This window comes from Filimonas effusa (assembly GCF_004118675.1).
GTDB classification, from domain to species: domain Bacteria; phylum Bacteroidota; class Bacteroidia; order Chitinophagales; family Chitinophagaceae; genus Filimonas; species Filimonas effusa.
This window is the reverse complement of sequence record NZ_SDHZ01000003.1, coordinates 105,118-124,293: the sequence shown is the minus strand read 5'-3', so window position 1 is coordinate 124,293 and position 19,176 is coordinate 105,118. Positions and strand designations below refer to the sequence as shown.

The 19,176-nt window shown below is 44.5% G+C and carries 12 protein-coding genes; 9 read left to right on the top strand and 3 right to left on the bottom strand.

Features of this window, described 5'->3' with window-relative positions; all coding sequences use genetic code 11:
• Nucleotides 1-51: 51 nt before the first annotated feature.
• Nucleotides 52-1,233 (bottom strand): FecR family protein, encoded by a 1,182-nt coding sequence (locus tag ESB13_RS18420; protein WP_164974273.1) that lies wholly within the window; start codon nt 1,231-1,233, stop codon nt 52-54.
• A 23-nt stretch (nt 1,234-1,256) separates the two neighbouring features.
• On the bottom strand, nt 1,257-1,832 hold the full coding sequence (locus ESB13_RS18415) for an RNA polymerase sigma factor (protein ID WP_164974272.1): 576 nt from the start codon (nt 1,830-1,832) through the stop codon (nt 1,257-1,259).
• Between the two features lie 207 nt (nt 1,833-2,039).
• Here ESB13_RS18415 and ESB13_RS18410 point away from each other — a divergent pair, with 207 nt between their 5' ends.
• From ESB13_RS18410 to ESB13_RS18400, 3 genes are read left to right on the top strand one after another with little or no spacing between them, the layout of a single operon-like run.
• The gene (locus tag ESB13_RS18410; RefSeq protein ID WP_129005160.1) at nt 2,040-5,573 is read left to right on the top strand and encodes a SusC/RagA family TonB-linked outer membrane protein; all 3,534 of its coding nucleotides are present in this window, start codon (nt 2,040-2,042) and stop codon (nt 5,571-5,573) included.
• A 10-nt stretch (nt 5,574-5,583) separates the two neighbouring features.
• Nucleotides 5,584-6,963: a RagB/SusD family nutrient uptake outer membrane protein gene (locus ESB13_RS18405; RefSeq protein ID WP_164974271.1), complete on the top strand. Its 1,380-nt coding sequence runs from the start codon at nt 5,584-5,586 to the stop codon at nt 6,961-6,963.
• Between the two features lie 19 nt (nt 6,964-6,982).
• Nucleotides 6,983-9,496 (top strand): zinc-dependent metalloprotease, encoded by a 2,514-nt coding sequence (locus tag ESB13_RS18400; RefSeq protein WP_129005158.1) that lies wholly within the window; start codon nt 6,983-6,985, stop codon nt 9,494-9,496.
• A gap of 70 nt (nt 9,497-9,566) precedes the next feature.
• Here the strand turns inward: ESB13_RS18400 and ESB13_RS18395 are convergent, their stop codons facing one another.
• Nucleotides 9,567-9,926: a hypothetical protein gene (locus tag ESB13_RS18395; RefSeq protein ID WP_129005157.1), complete on the bottom strand. Its 360-nt coding sequence runs from the start codon at nt 9,924-9,926 to the stop codon at nt 9,567-9,569.
• Nucleotides 9,927-10,837: 911 nt separating this feature from the next.
• Here ESB13_RS18395 and ESB13_RS18390 point away from each other — a divergent pair.
• The 6 genes from ESB13_RS18390 (at nt 10,838) to ESB13_RS18365 (ending at nt 18,947) form a co-directional block, all read left to right on the top strand.
• Nucleotides 10,838-11,119, top strand: a complete 282-nt coding sequence (locus ESB13_RS18390; RefSeq protein WP_129005156.1) for a hypothetical protein — start codon at nt 10,838-10,840, stop codon at nt 11,117-11,119.
• Nucleotides 11,106-11,429, top strand: coding sequence for a hypothetical protein (locus tag ESB13_RS18385; protein WP_129005155.1), 324 nt, complete (start codon nt 11,106-11,108; stop codon nt 11,427-11,429). The genes ESB13_RS18390 and ESB13_RS18385 overlap by 14 nt, the downstream gene beginning before the upstream one ends.
• Nucleotides 11,430-11,784: 355 nt before the next feature.
• Nucleotides 11,785-12,486, top strand: a complete 702-nt coding sequence (locus tag ESB13_RS18380) for an RNA polymerase sigma factor (RefSeq protein ID WP_129005154.1) — start codon at nt 11,785-11,787, stop codon at nt 12,484-12,486.
• A gap of 107 nt (nt 12,487-12,593) precedes the next feature.
• On the top strand, nt 12,594-13,775 hold the full coding sequence (locus ESB13_RS18375) for a FecR family protein (RefSeq protein WP_129005153.1): 1,182 nt from the start codon (nt 12,594-12,596) through the stop codon (nt 13,773-13,775).
• A 368-nt stretch (nt 13,776-14,143) separates the two neighbouring features.
• Nucleotides 14,144-17,482: a SusC/RagA family TonB-linked outer membrane protein gene (locus tag ESB13_RS18370; protein WP_164974270.1), complete on the top strand. Its 3,339-nt coding sequence runs from the start codon at nt 14,144-14,146 to the stop codon at nt 17,480-17,482.
• A gap of 19 nt (nt 17,483-17,501) precedes the next feature.
• Nucleotides 17,502-18,947, top strand: coding sequence for a RagB/SusD family nutrient uptake outer membrane protein (locus ESB13_RS18365; protein ID WP_129005151.1), 1,446 nt, complete (start codon nt 17,502-17,504; stop codon nt 18,945-18,947).
• Nucleotides 18,948-19,176: the final 229 nt, after the last annotated feature.

Here is a 19,176-nt window from a genome sequence, read left to right as displayed (position 1 = left end):
GAACCGTGCAACGCTGCCTGCCAGCTCATACTTTCACAGCAAGCTGTTCGCTTACTGTATATGCAGGATCCCTTCGTCGTAATAGGTTTTCACATTGGCAGTGCGCTCCAGTGTCGAAAGAAAACTTGCCAGTGGTTCCTTTTTCAGAAGGGTGCCGGTAAACCTTTCCTCGCGCAGCGAAGGCCTGTCAAATACTACCTTAATGCCAAACCAGCGTGGAAGCACGTTGGCCAGCGCGCCAAGGGGGGTGTTGTCCATAGTATAGGCGCCATTAGTCCAGCTTAATTCTTCCTTGCCAAATAACCTGACGGTAGTAGCTGCATTGTTATGCACAACAGCCTGCATGCCCGGTTCCAGTTTTACCGGCGGCTGCCCCGGTGTATTCAGCCGTACGCATCCCTGCTGTAACGATACCGTGATCTTGTTACTATCATATGTATTAATATTAAACGCAGTGCCCAGCGCCTCTACTGTGGTGGCCGGCAGATGTACAATGAACGGCTGGTTGGTAGCAGGCGCCACCTTCACAAATGCTTCCCCCTCTATAAAGATCTCCCGCCTGCCGCTGCCAAACTGGAATGGAAATGAAAGCAGGCTCGTGGCATTCAGAAATACTTCCGTACCATCCGAAAGCCGTACATGATAATCCAGCCCCGGCGGCACTATCAGCGTGTTCAGCTGGTGTGGCCGCCCGTTGTTACCCGAAAACCACAGCATACGTTGTGCGGTATCGTTATAAAGCGTTGCAGTACCCGCGTTAAGTTTTGCTGTGGCTGCCAAGTCAATGGTCTGTCCGTTGGCAAGCTGCAGCTTAAGTGCAGGTGTAACCATCGCAGGTGCGCCGGCATAAGCATTTTGCGTAAAGGCCGGCGACGAAAAATGTTCAACAGCCGGCATATGCCCGGCACGGCCCAGGTACATCCATCCAAAAGCAGCTGCTATTACTAGTGTCGACGAAACCGCTGCACGGCGCCACTGCCGCTTATGTTTCCTTTTACGGATGGTTTTAGCCAGGCCGGCGCCCGCAGCCTCCTGCATTTCGGAGTCTACCAGGCGATTGATATTTTCAACAACAGAAGGGTCTTTAAAAGTTTCACGGAAGGTGATCCATTCACGGCGCGCCCAGGGCTCCCGTAGCAGTTGGTTCAGCCGCTGCGAGTCTTCAGGCGGGGGCGTACCAAAGATCTCATCAGTCATCAGGCGATGCAGTTCCAGGTGTTTGTCTTCTTGCATATCTGCAGGTGTAAGCATCTTACTTACTTTAGGTGAATTAATTTCATCCGTAGCTGCTTCATCGCTTCTGCAAGATAACTGCGTACGGTGTTTTCAGTGATACCATGACATTCCGAGATCTCCTTATAGCGCTTGCCTTCTATGTATTTGTCAACAAAAACCTTAAACTGTTGCGCCGGAAGGGAATGTATGGCCTCATGTAATTCCTGTTTCAGTTCACTATTTACGGCGGGATCGGGCGTATAGATTTTATGCTGGCGGCTATAATAACGCACCGTGTGTTTTTGCCGCGTTCTTATCTTCTCCAGGTGATCCAGCGAACGGTAACGTGTGGCTGTAGTAAGATAGGCTGCTATATTAAAGCTGGCGCCTTTCAATGAGTGGCGCCTTTCCCAGAAATCGATAAAACATTCCTGGACGATATCCAGCGATTCCTGTTCACAGCGTGTAAAATGATAGGCATATACTACCAGGTATTTATAATGCCTGTCCCTTATAGCCAGGAAGGCAGTAAAGTCGCCTGCTTTAATGCGGTTGATCAGCGTTTCGTCGGTGACCGGCAGTTTTTTGGTGCCTGATAGCAAGGGAGATTCCGGCATACTCAGTTTGTTTAATAGCATGGTGTTTACTGCGTGCCTGTTACATAGAGGACACATATTTCAAATACCAACCTATGCGTTTAAAATTTTTTTAAAATATAGCACCCACAAAATCCTGCGGCACCCGATGTATTCATGTTTACTTGTGTGTTCCAAAGCCAATATGCTTGAAAGCCCTTGTTTTACAGGCTATTAACCTTACTGAGTATGAGAAGATCCATTAGTGTGTACGCCTTGCTGCGGTGTACACTGGCGCTGCTGTTATGCTGCGCCTTGAATGCTACCGGTCGTTCGCAAAGCCGCGCACAACCCATTGCCAAACGGGTGACTTTGCACAAAGCCGATGTTTCTTTAAAAGAAATTTTAAAGGATATTCAGCAACAAACCGGGGTACGCTTCTTTTATGCCGATCGTTTGCTGCCTCCCGATAAGCTAACGATAGATTTTACCGGGGTACCGTTACAGGAAGTATTGAACAGTTTGCTCACGTCGCGCAAGCTCAGGTGGGAATACAATGCTGAGCGGCAAACGGTGGAGCTCACCGCTGCCGATGCCGCGCTATCCGGTGAGCCAGTTCCTTTCCCCATGTCAGGAGACGGGCAAACGGTAACGGGACAGGTGCAAACAACCGGCGGCGACCCTTTGCCGGGGGCTTATATACTTATAAAAGGAACAACAAGAAGAGTGGCGGCGGGTAATGATGGCAGTTTTTCCCTCTCAGGCGTGCCGCCGGACGGTGTTTTACAGTTTTCGTTCGCAGGGTATAAACCGGTGGAAATGCCGGTAAACGGGCAATCCGGCATTATAGCCAGGCTTAGTGTTAACGTGGGCGAGCTCGATAATGTGGTGGTAAGTATCAATACCGGTTACCAGACCGTGAACAAGGAAAGATACGTGGGCGCATTCGCGGTGCTGGATAGCGCACAATATCATCGCAGGGCAGGAATGGATATCCTGGGCCGTTTAGATGGAACGGTGCCGGGGGTGTCATTTGATAAAAAGAATGCCAATGCAAGTGCCTCTATACAAATAAGAGGGGTGAGTACTTTGCAAAGGCTGGGTACAACAAGCGCTCCTTTAATCATCCTCGATAATTTTCCATACGAAGGTGATCTTAGCAGCATTAACCCGAATGATGTAGAAAGTCTGACCGTGTTGAAAGATGCTGCCTCCGCATCTATCTGGGGGGCAAGAGCGGGTAATGGCGTAATAGTGATCACTACAAAAAAAGGACGATACAATCAGCCGCTGCAAATAACAGCTTCTTCGAATGTAACGCTAAAAGAACGTCCCGACCTGTTCTATTACCCTTTGATCAACAGTACGGATATAATAGATCTTGAGCGCTTTTTATTTGGCCGTGGCTACTATGATAACATTATCAATAATACAACTTCGAGGCCCGTTGTTACACCTGTGGTAGAAATACTGGCCCGCCAGCGGAACGGGCTGATCACAGACCCGGAGGCTGCTGCGCAGATAGATGCCTTTAGGAACTTTGATCTCCGCAACGATCTGCAACAGTATGTTTATCACCCGGCATTATCACAACAGCATTACCTGAGCTTTTCAGGCGGCAATGCCGGTATGAACTATTCGGTTACTGGCGGTTATAATAACTTCATGTCCGACATAAAAGGAGGAAAGGGGATGAGCCAATATACCCTTAGCTCAAACTTTGTGTTTAAGCCGGTAAAGCGGCTTGATATCCAGGCTGGCTTTAATTTCAGTAATACTATCGACAGGTCTGTAAGTTTTGGATTGAACACGCTATATCCTTATGTACGTTTGGTAAATGATGACGGAAGCCCGGCAGCTATACCTATCAGTGTGAGGAAGGCATATACCGATACTGCTGGTGGAGGCCGGTTGCTTGACTGGCAATACAGGCCACTTGAAGAAATTCAGCTTGCCGATGAAAACAGAACTACCCGTTTTGCCCGTATCAACCTCGGATTGTCTTATCGGTTAAATTCATGGATAACGGCGGATATAAAGTATCAGTATATCGATCAGGTGTTATCAAGTGCAACCAATAACAGCCCTGCTTCTTTCTTCGCCCGCAACCTGGTCAATCTTTACACGAATCTTTCGCAAACCAATGCTAACCTGAGAAATCCTGTTCCTATAGGAGGTATTCTTGCCACGTCGACATCAAAATCCGCCAACCATAATGCAAGGGCGCAATTGAATGTGAACAGGAGATTTGGCGGACAGCATCAATTAGCAGCCTTATTTGCCGGAGAGTTTTCGGAAAGAGTCAGCAGTACTATAAGCAACCGCTTTTACGGATATAATAACGATAACGGCTCCTACAAAGCCAATATGGATTATGCTACCAATTTTCCTACCTATGGAGGACTGGGCGGTTCTGCTGCAATTCCTTCCGGTAATACGCTGGGAGCAAAAACCAATAACCGGTTTATTTCGGTGTTATCCAATGTGTCGTATACATACCAGGGCAAATATACCTTGTACGGAAGCGCCCGCCGCGATGGTTCCAATGTATATGGTGTAAATACAAACAGCAGGTGGAAACCTTTATGGTCTGTGGGCGCCAGCTGGAAACTCTCCGAAGAACGTTTTTACAAATTGTCGTGGCTTCCCATGTTAACGCTTCGTGGTTCGCTGGGGTATACAGGTAACACCAACAATTCTGTTTCAGGCCTGCCTACCATTAGATATTCCGGAACTTCAACTGTGACGGGTTTTCCGCAGGCTACACCGGGAGCGCCTAACCCCGATCTTCGTTGGGAGCAAGTGCGCATTATCAACTATGGCCTTGAGTTCTCGGCTTTGGCCAATCGGCTGTCGGGAAGTGTTGATGTGTTCCATAAAAAAGCAGTTGACCTCATCAGCAACGTACCGGTTGATCCTACCAGGGGCGTTACATCCTATTCTTTAAACGCAGCCAGTTTAAAAGGAAGTGGTTTCGACCTGCTCATCAACTCAACAAATATAAAAGGAAAGATAAGGTGGGAAACCAATTTCGGGTTAAGCTATGCACGAATGGTAGTAGACAAGCTCAATAATCCCAATTATTTAATTTCCAATTATATCAATTACGGGCTTTATCCTTTTCCGGGCAGGGTAGCCTATGGTTTATACAGTTACAAGTGGGCGGGGCTCGACCCCGAAACCGGTGATCCCAGGGGACTATATAAAGGGCAGGCTACGAAAAACTATGTAGATATTATCAGTGACTCAGTGCAAAACCAGGGCTTTTCAGGTTCTTCATTTCCGCTCTATTCTGGTTTTTTTCGCAATACTATAAGCTGGAAGGGATTCGCTCTGTCTGCAAATATTACTTACCGTCTGGCTTATTTTTTCCGCAAGCCAACGCTTAATTATGCTTCCCTGTTCCAGTCTTCCAGTGGCAGTGCAGATTATTACCGGAGATGGCGCCAGAAAGGCGATGAACAAAATACCGACGTGCCGTCACTGGTATACCCCATAGCTACTTACCGCGATGAGTTTTATGCCGGATCGGAAGTGAATGTATTACCAGGTGATAATATCCGCCTGCAGGATGTACGGCTTCAATATTCACTGGATAGAGCCATATGGAAGCAACTGCCTTTTGCGGGCATGCAGCTGTTCCTATATGCCAATAACCTGAACCTTATTCTCTGGAAAAAGAACCGGCAAGACCTGGATCCTGATTTTTCCGGTGGCAATGGTAATCCTGCAGCAGCGCCAACGCCGCGTACATGGACTGCCGGTATCTCTGTTAATTTTTAAAAGAGTGGTAATGAAAGCATCTGTCAATTACGCCATTATAGCATGGGTTGTGCTGGCCTTATCAGCAGCTTCCTGTTCAAAATACCTGGAGGAAAAACCGAACCAAAGTACAACCGTGCCTTCAACGCTTGCCGATTTGCAGGCTATACTGGATAATACAACCGGTATGAATATAAAAGACAGCAGGCTTATCAATGTTGTCGATGATAACTATTACGTCAATACTTCAGACTGGCAGTCTCTTGCCTCTCTGGCTGGTGTCAATGCAGACGATGCCAGAAATTATATCTGGGATAAAAATGCCACTAGTTTAACCGGCTGGCAGCAAACCTATACCTTCCCTGTTTATTATTCCAATTTTGTATTGGACGCGCTGCCAGACATCAGTTATCCTGCTGGCAGTGCTGCCACTGCCAGCGCTATCAGGGGGATGGCGCTTTTCTGCCGCAGCTTTGCATTCGTTACACTGGCACAATTGTATTGCTTGCCTTATGCCACCGCAAATTTGAATGAACCGGGTATCCCGTTAAGGCTCACAGCTGCTGTTGATAAACCAGTATCAAGAGCTACAGTGGCTGCTACGTATGAGCAGATCATCAACGACTTAACAGAAGCTGCCAGGTTGGTGCCGGAAACAGTTCCATTCGCCAGCCGCCCTAACAAAGCAGCGGTATTTGGCTTACTGGCAAGAGTTTACCTTACCATGCGTGATTATGAGCATGCAGGACGTTTTGCCGATTCCTGCCTGAAAAGGGTGAATACACTTATCGACTTTAATCTTTTAAGTACAACAGCTACTGCGCCTATCGCCCGGTTTAATGCTGAGACGGTTTTTTACAATGCTTTTGTTGGTTCATCTTTAACTTTTAATCCAAGGGGGAAAGTAGATTCCGTATTATATGCTTCCTACAATGATAACGATTTGCGTAAACGTATTTTCTTTTCAGCAAATGCGGGGAACAGCTTTAGTTTTAAAGGTAGTTATGATGGCACTACCAGCCGTGATGCTCCATTTAACGGAATTGCCGTTGATGAAATGTACCTGATACGTGCCGAAGCGCATGCGCGTGCAGGCAGGACGGATGCTGCGATGGCCGATCTTAATACCTTAATGATAAAGCGTTGGGCAAGCAACCGTTTCACGCCGTTCACCGCTTCAAGTGCAGCGGAAGCGCTGGAAAAGGTGTTGACCGAGCGGCGTAAAGAATTAGTATTTCGCGGGCTTCGGTGGTCCGATCTCCGTCGCTTTAATCTCGAAGGGGCCAATATCACGCTCAGGCGTGTGATAAACAATGTGAGCTATACTTTGCCGCCGGGTGATGCCAGGTGGGTATTATTATTTCCTGTTGAGGTGATCAGTTTTTCGGGAATGCCTCAGAATCCACGTTAATCTATTTTAATTCTTTTATATGAAATGCTTTTGTAGTTGGGCAGGCGGTTTCGTTTGCTGGGTCCTTATTTTGTGTAGTTGCCGTACTGTTCAGCCGCAGCCAAAGTATCCCGGAACTGATAGCGTTCGCAAGGCTGCCGGGCCCGCGGGTTACCGTACTATTATAACAGATAAAGCAAAAACCAGTGCGGGGCTGTTTAAGGTGCATCATGTGAATGCCCGTTATTATTTTGAGATACCCGACAGTTTATTCGGGAGGGAGATCCTTACTGTTAACAGGCTGGTGAAAGCTGCTGCCGAAGGGCGGATCGATGCCTGGGGTACGGCAGGCGATATGCTTGGCAGTAATGTGGTGAAGTTTGTTCGCGGGCCGGAAAACAAAGTATTTATCAACCGGATCTCTTATAACGAGCGTTCGGCCGACAGTTCGGAAAATGGTTTATATCGTTCCGTTGTGAATTCAACGATGCTGCCTATCATCGCCAGTTTTGATGTTAAAGCCTTTTCCGGTGATTCTACTTCTGTGGTGATAGATGTTACAGATTACCTGAATGCCGATAATAGCGACGTGTTTTTTTTCAATCCCATGTTTAAAAAACGTCTGAGCTTCCTGGGGGCTTATCAACCGGATAAATCTTATATAAAAGAAATAAAAGCGTTCCCGCTGAATGTAGAGATCAGGACAGTAAAAACCTATATCAAAGACAATTATAGCCCGCTGAGTTTTACCTATGAATTAAACAGCTCTGTCGTGTTATTGCCCAAGGTTCCTATGCAGCCCAGGATGGCTGATCTGCGGGTGGGGTATTTCAGGGAAAGCTACCGGGATTTCGATGACCCCATGGGCGTTGGTGTCACAGATCTGATCACCCGCTGGCGATTGGAGCCAGCGCCCCGGGATGTAGAAGATTACAAACGGGGTATACTGGTAAAACCACAGAAGCCCATAGTTTATTATATAGATCCGGCAACGCCCGCGAAATGGATTCCTTATCTCAAACAAGGCGTGCTCGACTGGCAGCAGGCTTTTGAGAAGGCGGGTTTTAAAGAGGCTATTTATGCCCTGGAAGCACCGGTGGGCGACAGTTCCTGGAGCCTGGAAGATGCGCGTCATAACGCCATTATCTACAAGGCTTCTTATGTCGAAAATGCCAGTGGGCCTCATATTCATGATCCGCGCAGCGGAGAGATCCTGGAAACGCATATTAACTGGTATCACAATGTTGTGAAGTTATTGCAGAGCTGGTACTTCGTTCAGGCATCGCCAAACGATCCCGCCGCGCGGTCTATACCATTTAATGATACCCTCATGGGTAAACTCATCCGCTTTGTATGCGCGCATGAAGTAGGACATACGCTTGGGTTACTGCATAATTTTGGCGCTTCTTCTACGGTGTCCGTTGAATTATTACGTAATAAAAAATGGGTCGAAGAAAATGGTTTCTGTCCGTCTATTATGGACTATGCGCGATTTAACTACGTAGCGCAACCGGAAGATAAGATAGGTCCGGCTGGTATCTTACCTCGTATAGGCGCCTACGATGAATGGGCCATAGAATGGGGATATCGCTGGTTGCCTGATTTGAAGAGCCGTGAAGCCGAAAAGCGCTTCATGAACAAATGGATTATAGCAAGAACAGGAGCCGATAAAAGGCTTTGGTTTGGTGATGAGGGAAGTATTTTCGATCCCAGGCGGCAGAGCGAAGACCTGGGCGACGACGCCATGAAAGCGGGAGCTTATGGAATCGCTAACCTGAAGCGGATCATGCCCAACCTGTACCAGTGGGCGGGCAAGCCAAATGAAGGCTATGGAACGGTGAACAGCTTACATAACAGCATTCGAAGCCAGTATGAAAAATACCTGTTTCATGTAGCGCGTAACATAGGCGGCATTACTGCCAATAGCAGAACCATAGACGAGCCAGGCGCTGTTATAGCATTTGTAAGCCGGGCAAAGCAAAAACAGGCAGTTTACTTTTTGAAAACACAGTTATTCGAGCCGCCGGTATGGCTTATCAATAAGGCTATTTTTGAAAAAGTGGCTGGTAAGGGATTGTATGCTATTATCGATATACAGCAACGGGTGCTGAAGATGGTATTGTCGCAACAAACACTTACTTCCCTGCTTTGGTTCGAAAGCAATGAAGGCACTGATAAAGCATATACGATACACGAACTGCTGACCGATCTTGAAGCGGGGATCTGGAATGAGTTGGAGGCAGGTAAAACAATTGATATCTACCGCAGAAACCTGCAGAAGGTTTATGTAGAACGTCTGTTGATGGTGCTGGACTACAAAAAATCCGACGAAGTCACCGATGTTAGTTCTATTGGTCCCCTGAATGCCAGAACCGATGTACCATCTGTTGCAAAGGCGCATATCAAGGAGCTGCAAAAAAGAATAGGCAAAGCATTGCATAATTATACACAAGGTATAGCGCGTTGGCATTTGCTTGATGTGCAGGAGTCGTTGCAGCGGGCGTTGGAGCCGGGCCGGCCGGCTGCTGATAACCGGAGTGCAAAACAGGAATAACAATACTGCCCGGGTAATAGGATAAACAGGAGTAAGCATTTGCTTACTCCTGTTTTATGGATCCCTGTGCTTATTCTGCCACTTTCAGAAATACAGTAACAGCGTGGCCATCTTGCTGGTATTCCTGCCCGTTACTAAGATTATTTAAATTGTCGCTTACAATATCCAGCGCTTCTGAGAGGTTGGTATCATCGGTATCAAAGCGGATACCGTAGAGCTGTGTGCCTGAATTGCTGGCATCAGGTAAGGTTGTAGGGGTAGTCCAGTTGCCGGGAGTGGTGGCACTCGTAGGCGTTGCAGGCTGTGCACCAATATATTCATATTGGATAGGAGCCAGGTTTTTCACTTTTTTAGCAGGCGCAAATGCAAATGCTGCACCAATAACTGCTACGGCCAGTACGGCGGCGAGAACAACTCTTAAACTTTTCATGATAGTAAATTTTTGATTTGATGATGATGATGCCTACTCTCATAGGTTTTCGGCTACCCCTTTACCTGCCGTTGCGTGACAGGCACCGCTTTCCCCGTTAACACTGCAGTATCAACAGAGCTTGTTGCGCAACACTTATTTCAGAACCAGGCAAAAAATCCGGCTCCTAAATCTTTGAAATCTGAAACTGGTAACTTGTTTCTCCCGTAAGTGGTGTGGGGAGCAAATCTCAATTCCCTTGGTGGCAGGGGAAGAGAAGCAATAACCAGGGATAAGCAAACCGGGTGGCTGCTAACAACAACATCGTGTGATAACCGCGATCTTTGTGTTTCCCTTTTTCATAATCTTTTATTGCTTTTGTAAAACAAATATAGTCTATTGAAATGGTGGGGTATGGGAACTTCAGGAAAAAAGAAAGGGGCTTTATATCTTTTGTTTTATAAATATTTCATTTTGTTGAAATTAGTTGAATTTCAACGTAATTACTTTGAAATTTAATTGTTTTAAATTAAACCTCAATATAATTTTATAGCATAATCCAATCTGGTTCTTATAGGTACCCTTTGATCACTGCACTTTTTATCCGGCTCAAAAAGCGGGGTAATACGCTTGTGTATGAAATCAAATGCAGTCAATGAAAATGCTATAACACCATGCCGTCCTTAAAATCTATGGCAAAGGCCGAAAAGCTTATTGCCAACGTATTATCCAATAACCGAAACAAGCCTGCAACACCACCCCGGGATGCTGCCAACCCGATATTTGATCATATCCGGCAAACCAGTGCAAAAGATCCTTCAACCCGGCCCGAAAACGAGTGTGCAAAAATATTTTTTCATTAACATGACCGTTTCCCGGTTTTCAGCACCTCTATAATAGGAGGGGATCCTTTTTATTTAATACCCGTATATATGAAAATGATGCATAACAGGGCTTTTCCGGTGGCATTGCCATTTGGCGCCACTGGTTCACGTAAAAGACGTCCGGAAGCGCCGGAAGAAATTGTTTACGAAGAGCAAACAACTGCCCAAAGCTACCGGATCTTTATCCTTAAGTTCTGCGCGGTCATGATAGCGGCAAAATTACTGCTCGTCATGGCCGTGTTAACCTGGGCCGACCGGGAGGTCGAAAAAAGAGTTGCTGAACGGTTACAGCAACAGCAGAATAACCTAAACTACTATGGCCAGAAATGAAGATTTGTTCGATGGTTTTATGGGGTCGGGTAAATATCCCGGCGAATTCGACAGCCTTTTCGATTTTACAGAAGACAATAAACTCGTCCGCAAAACAGTGAGCGATGAAAAAACGGAAGAAGAACCCATTATCCCTCCGCATACGCTTAAAGGAGCATCTGAACAAAAAGCGCTTCCCTATAGGTCGGTGATACGAAGCGGGAAAAAAACGCTACGTGGTAAAAAGGGTCAATGGTACGTCCTGGGTATCCTGGTTGCCTTTGCATTCATCTATTTAATGGTCTATCTCTATCATTTAATAAAATCTTAAACACTCTTTTTGATGCTGGTATTGACAACTCTTTCTTTTTAACCAGTTGATTATGACGCAATAAGGTTTTGTTTAAAAAGTTAGTTTGTTTTTAAATGTAAAAAAAGGGGACTTTGAGGATGCGGGAAAACGCGGCTTTTTTGTATACTACCGCTTGTTATATCATAATTCTTGATAGATTTGGCTAAATTTTTGACTTAACCCCCATTATCAGCATATAACAAGGGCATTCAATATCCATTTATTGTTTTAAAGCATTAGCCGGTACTCTTTTCTCCCCCGAAAAGGCCAGTCCGGTGGCTACTGAGTGCCTGTGCATATCGCTGATCATTTAAAAAACGAATGACGGATTTGTATGGCTTCAGACTCGCAACCAGCATATTATTATCCAACGTATCATCATCCGGGCCTGGTGGCAGCGCTCGTATTGAAAATGCAAAGGGCGCTGGGGTCTTTGTTTCGCATCGGTGAACATAGTAAGGCCGACAAAGAAGCCATGAATTTGGTTAAAACCCTGGAAGATGAACGCGAGCTGTTCCGCAAGATCAGCGAGCAGGACGACCAGGCGGCTTTCAAGATCTTCTATAATCTTACCTGCAGTAAAGTTTACGGTTATTGTTTAAAGGTGGCGCGTTCTGTGCCGGTAGCCACCGATCTGTTGCAGGAAACCTATATCAATTTATGGAATGAGCGCAAGTATCTTTCGGGGGTGATCTATCCCCGTGCTTATGCCATGCGTATTGCGTCGCGTGCGGTTTACCGCTATTTTTCCCGCAGGAACGGCACCCATGAGGCATTGGATATCTCCGAATCGGAGCACCTGCTCGATCCCGAGCTGGCTTCACAGGTTTCGCTCGAAACCAAGGAAATACTGCAGCTGATAGAGCTGGCGGTATTAAAGCTGCCTCCCCAGCAGCAGCAGGTTTTCCGTATGAATAAATACGAAGGCCATAGCTATAAGGAAATAGCACAGCATCTGAAACTAAGCGTGTCTACCGTAAGCAACTACCTGGATATAGCAATGAAAAAAGTACGCGCCAGCGTAATAGGGCAGTAGTATTTTCCCTCCTTAACACAATTTTTAACTTTTTTTCCTGTCCGTAGGGGTATTTGTTTTCCTTTTAAACATCTCCTTTATACAACCATAATGTTGTACGATGATAGATGGCGCAAGATAGGATTACATATTTATTCAACAGGTATTTCGAAGGAACGGCAACGTACGGCGAAATAGAGGAGCTGAAGCTGATGTTTTCGGCGGACAGCGATGAGGCATTACGCGTAGAGTTGCTGGTGCTGAGTGTATTAGGAGTGGGAGAAGATTATCCTGAGGTAGAGCCCGGCAGTATTTATGCCGAAGCTTACGACGATGAATTGCGCAGGCCTGGTGTGATACGGATGTACAAACGTTATTGGTATGCAGCAGCTGCTGTGATCATATTCCTCATTGCCGGGGCGGCCTGGTTTTTCAGGAGCGCACCTGGTGAACATGGTAACGGGAAGCCGGTGCTGGTAGCGAAAAATGACGTTCCTCCGGGCGGGGACAGGGCTACTTTAACCCTGGCCGACGGCAGAACGCTGGTGTTAGACAGTGCGCAGGACGGAACCCTTGCAAAAGAAGGTATTACAACAATTAATTTACTCGGTGGCGAGATAACCTATGCAAATCATCACAACTTACATCAAACGGGGAAGGACCTATTGAAGAACACCCTCACCACCCCGCGGGGCGGTGAATTCAAACTGGTGCTGCCTGACGGAAGTCATGTCTGGTTAAACGCAGCGTCTACGTTGCGTTTTCCCAGCCAGTTTACCGGTGATGTAAGGGAAGTGGAATTAACGGGAGAGGCCTATTTTTCAATTGCTTCGAATGCGAAGGCCCCGTTTTATGTAAAAACCGCCACCACGAGGATACAGGTATTAGGAACTGAGTTTAATGTAAATGCGTACAGCGAGGAAAGTGCTGTACGTACTACGTTGCTGGGGGGCAGCGTACGTGTGAGTAGTGCTGCTGCCGGTTCGCTGCCGGTTCTTACCTTACGTAAGCCAGGTCAGCAGGCTGCCACAACGGAGGCTGGCAATACCATGAAAGAGGTAGATGCCCAGGCTGTTGCGGCATGGAAAGATGGTATGTTCAGCTTTGAGAAGGCCACCATTGGCGATATCATGCGGCAGTTAAGCCGCTGGTATAATGTAGAGGTGATTTACGAGGGGCAGCCATCGGGTGCAACATATATGATCGGATTTCCGCGGAGGCTCAGTTTAGCCACTGCTTTAGATATATTGGGGAAACTCAATGTTCACACCAGGATTAACGACAACAAACAGGTGGTTGTAACACCTTAGGGTGTACGAAACTGCTGCTTAGGCTAATCAAAACAAAATACCCGTGGGGGATATCAGCAATCCTCCTGAGTTATGGGCGGAAGTTGTTTAAACAATTTCTTAAATAACAAATGTGCTGTTATTGTATTGCAAGCCATAATGGATACATAGCGTTAACCCTGATCTCCACCTGAAATTTACAGTCTTAAAACGAAAAACCAGCGGTGTTTGAGCCACCACTGGTAAGTGAATCTTTTAAGATTTTTCAATCATGTCTCGATTTTTCCACCTTAAAAGTCCAAAACAAAGTTATGCATTTGTTATCAAAGCTGTGGACATTTCTGAATGTCTGCGACTGTACCCGGAAAGTCCGAAAAACGATTCTGATCATGAGATTAACTGCCCTGTTCCTGCTGATTGGCGTACTCACGGTGCATGCGAGAGGCAATGCACAAAAGGTCACGATTGACGAGGTGAACGTCCCGCTGCAAAAAGTCATTAATATCATTAAAAAGCAAACCGGCTACGGCTTCAATATCAACCTGGGTAACCTCGATGAGTTGCCGCCGGTTACGGTAAAGGTTAACGGCGGTAGCATAAAAGAGGCGCTGGAGCAGTGCCTGGAAGATCTGCCTATCTCTTATTATATAGGGGATAATTATGTGGTGTTGGGGAGGAAGAAGGTTGCTCCTGTTAAAGAAGAGATTACTAATGGGTTTATGCCGGAGGTACAGGAGCCTATTTCTGGTTATGTTTATGATTCAGAGGGGAAGCCATTAGCAGGTGCTATCGTAAAGGTAAAGAATAGTACAAATGTAGTAGCAAATACCGGTACAAATGGCAAGTTTGAATTAAAGCTTGGTAAGGTAGGTGATGTACTTGTAGTTAGTTTTGTGGGATTTGAAACTCAAGAGTTGATTGCAAGAACGACGGCAGGGAATATCGTAAGATTAAATAACGCTAACGGAAGTCTGAACGATGTCCAAGTTATTGCATATGGTATAACTACTAGAAGGCTCACTACTGGTAATATAGGTTCTGTGAAGGCGGACGTAATAGAGAAGCAGCCAATAAATAATCCGCTGTTGGCTTTACAAGGACGAGTTCCTGGTGTTTCCGTTGTACAAAATAGTGGGGTTCCTGGTGGAGGTATTACTGTACGCATACAAGGTAGAAATAGTATAAGCAGCGGAAATGATCCGTTATACGTGGTAGATGGTGTACCTATCGCATCACAGTTACCTGCCATTGGGCAGGATCAAAGTATATTTGGCACTTCGGGAACGGTAGCGCGAAATGCGCAGGCTGCTTCGGGAAATCCTTTGAGCTTTTTAAATCCTTCTGATATCGAAAGTATTGATGTACTAAAAGATGCAGATGCTACTGCTATTTACGGATCAAGGGCAGCAAATGGTGCAATTCTTATAACGACAAAAAGTGGTAAATCAGGAAAAGCTAGCCTTGATTTAAATGTGCAAAGCGGATGGAGCAAAAATACTGGGAAATTGGAAACTCTAAATACTAGGCAGTATCTAGATATGCGTTATGAAGCGTATAAAAATGATAATATTGACTGGAGAGCTGCAAGTGTGGCGGCAGATGATTTGAAAGTATGGGATACTACTCGTTATACTAATTGGCAAGACGAATTGCTTAGAGGTACAACTGCTTTTTCGACTGCAAGTGTTTCTGTAGCGGGCGGTATTACTGGCACTACTTATCTTGTGAGCGGTACTTATGCTAAGGAAGGAGTCCCCTTTCCTGGTGACTTTTTTAATAAAAGAACATCGGTACATTTTAACATTAGCAGTAATTCTTATAATCAGAGATTAAGATTTAAGTTCTCGGGTAATTATATGAATAATAGTAGTAAACTTCCTGTGAATGACCCTACTTCGGTCGCGTTGTTTCTTGAGCCTGTCGCGCCAGCCCCTTTTAATGCGGATGGAACATTGAACTGGCAGCCAAATGCAGCGGGGGCATCTACCTTTTCAGTTAACCCTTATAGAGGACTTGTTGCTGGACGAGATATGAGTACGCATAATTTAATTGGTAATATTGCTATAAATTATAAAATTTTGACGGGCTTGGAAATAGGAACTAGTTTAGGATATACCCGTACCCAAACTGATCAACTATTTCGCACGCCTTTGAGTACTATCCCACCCGAATCACGTTTGGCGACACCTAACAGCGCAAATTATAGCAGCCGGGATTTAAATTCATGGATAGTAGAACCTCAACTGAGTTATAAGCGGGTAATTTCCCGTGGTAGGCTGGATGCCTTAATTGGAGCAACAATATTAGAAAGTAACACAAAAGTTTCTACCATTGTTGGTCAAAACTACACTAGTGATGCATTGCTAGCGAATTTGGCCTCAGCAGCAACGATTGGTAGTTGGGCAAGTAATTCTACTCAATACAAGTATGCAGCAGTTTTTGGGCGATTAAATTATAATTGGCAAGATCAGTATATAATAAATATTACAGCAAGAAAGGATGGCACTTCGCGATTTGGTTCTAATAATCGCCTGCATACTTTTGGGGCAATTGGTGGAGCTTGGATTTTTGTTAAATCTGGAGTAGAAAAGAATGCTTTATCCTTTTTGAGTTTTGGAAAGCTAAAAGGTAGTTACGGTATTACAGGTAACGATCAAATAGCAGACTTCCAATATATGAGTCGATATGACAGGCTGACTGCTCAGGTTCCATATCAAGGCATAGCAACTCTAGTGCCTGCTAATCTACCTAATCCTAATTTAAAATGGGAATCTACTAGAAAGCTTTCTGTTGGGGTAGATTTGGGATTTATGAACGATAGAGTTTTGCTGAATGCTAACTATGCCAAAAATACTTCTGAAAATCAATTGGAGACCTATAGAGTTTCATCTGTGACAGGTTTTATAAATTATATAGCGAATTTTCCAGGAACAGTTCGTAATACTACTTGGGAGTTTACTTTAAATTTAGAAAATATAAAAAATAAGCACATCGATTGGTCATCTGATTTTAATCTCACAATACCAAGAAATAAATTAGTTGCATTTCCTGATTTGGCGTCTTCGGCTTATGCTACAACTTTAGAAATTGGAAAGTCATTAGGTATTCAACGTTTGTCCTCATTTATTGGAGTCGACCCTGCAACTGGTTTGTATCAATTTAGAAAAAAACATGGTGGGGTAACGGATAAGCCAGTATTTACGGATGACTATAATTCATTTAATTTAGATCCGAGGTGGTATGGTGGTGTGAATAATCATCTCAGAGTGGGAAGTTTTAGTTTAGATTTCTTTGTGCAGGTTGTAAAACAATATGGTCGAAACGTATTTCTTGGGAACGGAGGTGGTCTTGCAACTCCCGGAGCATTTGTCTTGGGCTTAAGTAATCAACCTGTTTCTGTTTTAGACCGTTGGCAAAACGTGGGGGATGAGGTGACAGTGAAGAAATATAGTTCTATAAGGGGAGACGTTTCTACCGGTCTTGCATATAGTAGCGATGCAGGATACACTGATGCGTCATTTGCTCGGTTGAAGAATGTTTCTCTCTCTTGGAGTGTCCCTGTTAATTGGTTGAAAGCGAGTGGCTTTAGGCAAGCTAGGTTTTTTGTGCAGGCCCAGAATTTAATTACTATCTCTGGATATAAAGGTCTGAATCCGGAAGTGCCAAGCACCGTTCCTTTGCTACCGCCAATGCGTGTTATAACATTAGGTGGGCAAATTGGTTTTTAAAAAATTTAAAAATAAAATTATGAAATGCGTAAATGGGGTGCCTGCTTTTATATTTATTGTTGTTTTAGTATCTGCTTGCAGCAAAATGATAGATACAAAGCCGCCAATTTCCAGCATTAACAGCGAAAATGTTTATGCTGAGAATGCAACTGCTATAGGTGTTTTGACAGGTATATATGTTAATCTAGTTAATAGCTTTACTGGAAGTACCACACAAAATATTTCTCTTAGAGCTGGCTTGTCGGCGGATGAGCTAGTTTTGTTTAGTGGTGTGACAAATGCAGATCAAATTGCTACATATCAAAATAAGCTAGTTTCTAATATAACAAATTCGTTTGGAGGAGCCATGTGGTCTAGATTATATACTTTTTTATTTTTCTGTAATTCTGCTATAGATGGTCTTTCTAATTCACAAAGCCTAAATGCTAACGTGAAGCAGCAATTATTGGGAGAAGCTTTGTTTATGCGTGCTTTTTGTTATTTTTACTTGGTTAATTTATATGGTGATGCTCCAATCGTTTTGACTACTGATCCTCTTGCAGTTCAACAACAGGCTCGTTCCTCTACTGGATTGGTATATCAGCAGATAATAAAAGATTTAAAAGAATCTCAAAACCTGCTTAGTACAAGTTTCCTAAACAAAGATTTGATGCCTTATGCTAATGCTAGCATTGAGCGAGTTAGGCCTACTAAATGGGTTGCTACTGCTTTGTTGGCTAGAGTATATTTATATACGAAAGAATACGGTTATGCAGAGGCTGAATCTAGTAAAATTATTAATGAAACTTCTTTGTTTGATACGGTGCCTGTTAATATGGTTTTTGGAATCAATAATAAGGAAGCAATATGGCAATTGCAGCCAATTAGGACCGGTCGTAATAGCGAAGATGCATTTTTATTTATTATACCGACAACAGGGCCTAGTGCTAGCACAAATCCAGTTTATTTAAGTGATGCCTTAGTGAATTCTTTTGAGTCAGGAGATAAAAGAGCTGTACTTGGCAACTGGATAAATAGAAGAGTCGTTACGGGGATAACCTACTATTACCCTTATAAATATAAGGCTACGACGGGGGCTGTAAGCGAGTATCCTGTGGTGTTTAGGCTGGCAGAGCAATATTTGATACGAGCCGAGGCAAGAGTGATGTTAGGGAAAATAAGTGGAAATAACAGTGGGCAGTCAGATTTAAATATAGTTCGATATAGAGCAGGACTTCCTTCTACGACGGCTTCGGATAAAGATGGCTTAGTCGCTGCAATACTACGAGAGCGACGTGTTGAGTTATTCACGGAATGGGGGCATCGATGGCTTGATATGAAGAGGTTAGGCGTCGTGGATGCAGTTATGAATCAGGCTGCTGTGTATAAAGGAACGACATGGAACTCTTATCAACAATGGTATCCTTTGCCTTTTGGAGATATCCAGGCTTCTACTGCATTAAAACAAAATGAAGGATATTTTTAAAATGAATATTGAGTTGTCTTTTTTTTCTAAAATGAATATTTATTTATTAAATGTATTGTGACTAAGTAAGGGGCAGTCATGGTAATCTTTCGGCTTTTTATCTTTTTCTGTCTAGGCTTAGCCTCTTTTTGTATCTTTAGATTCGATGATGTATTTGAGTGTTAAGTTCCTGAGAATTGGTTTAGTTTTAGATTGGTTAATGCTTTTGTTACATAATGGCAAGTGTATT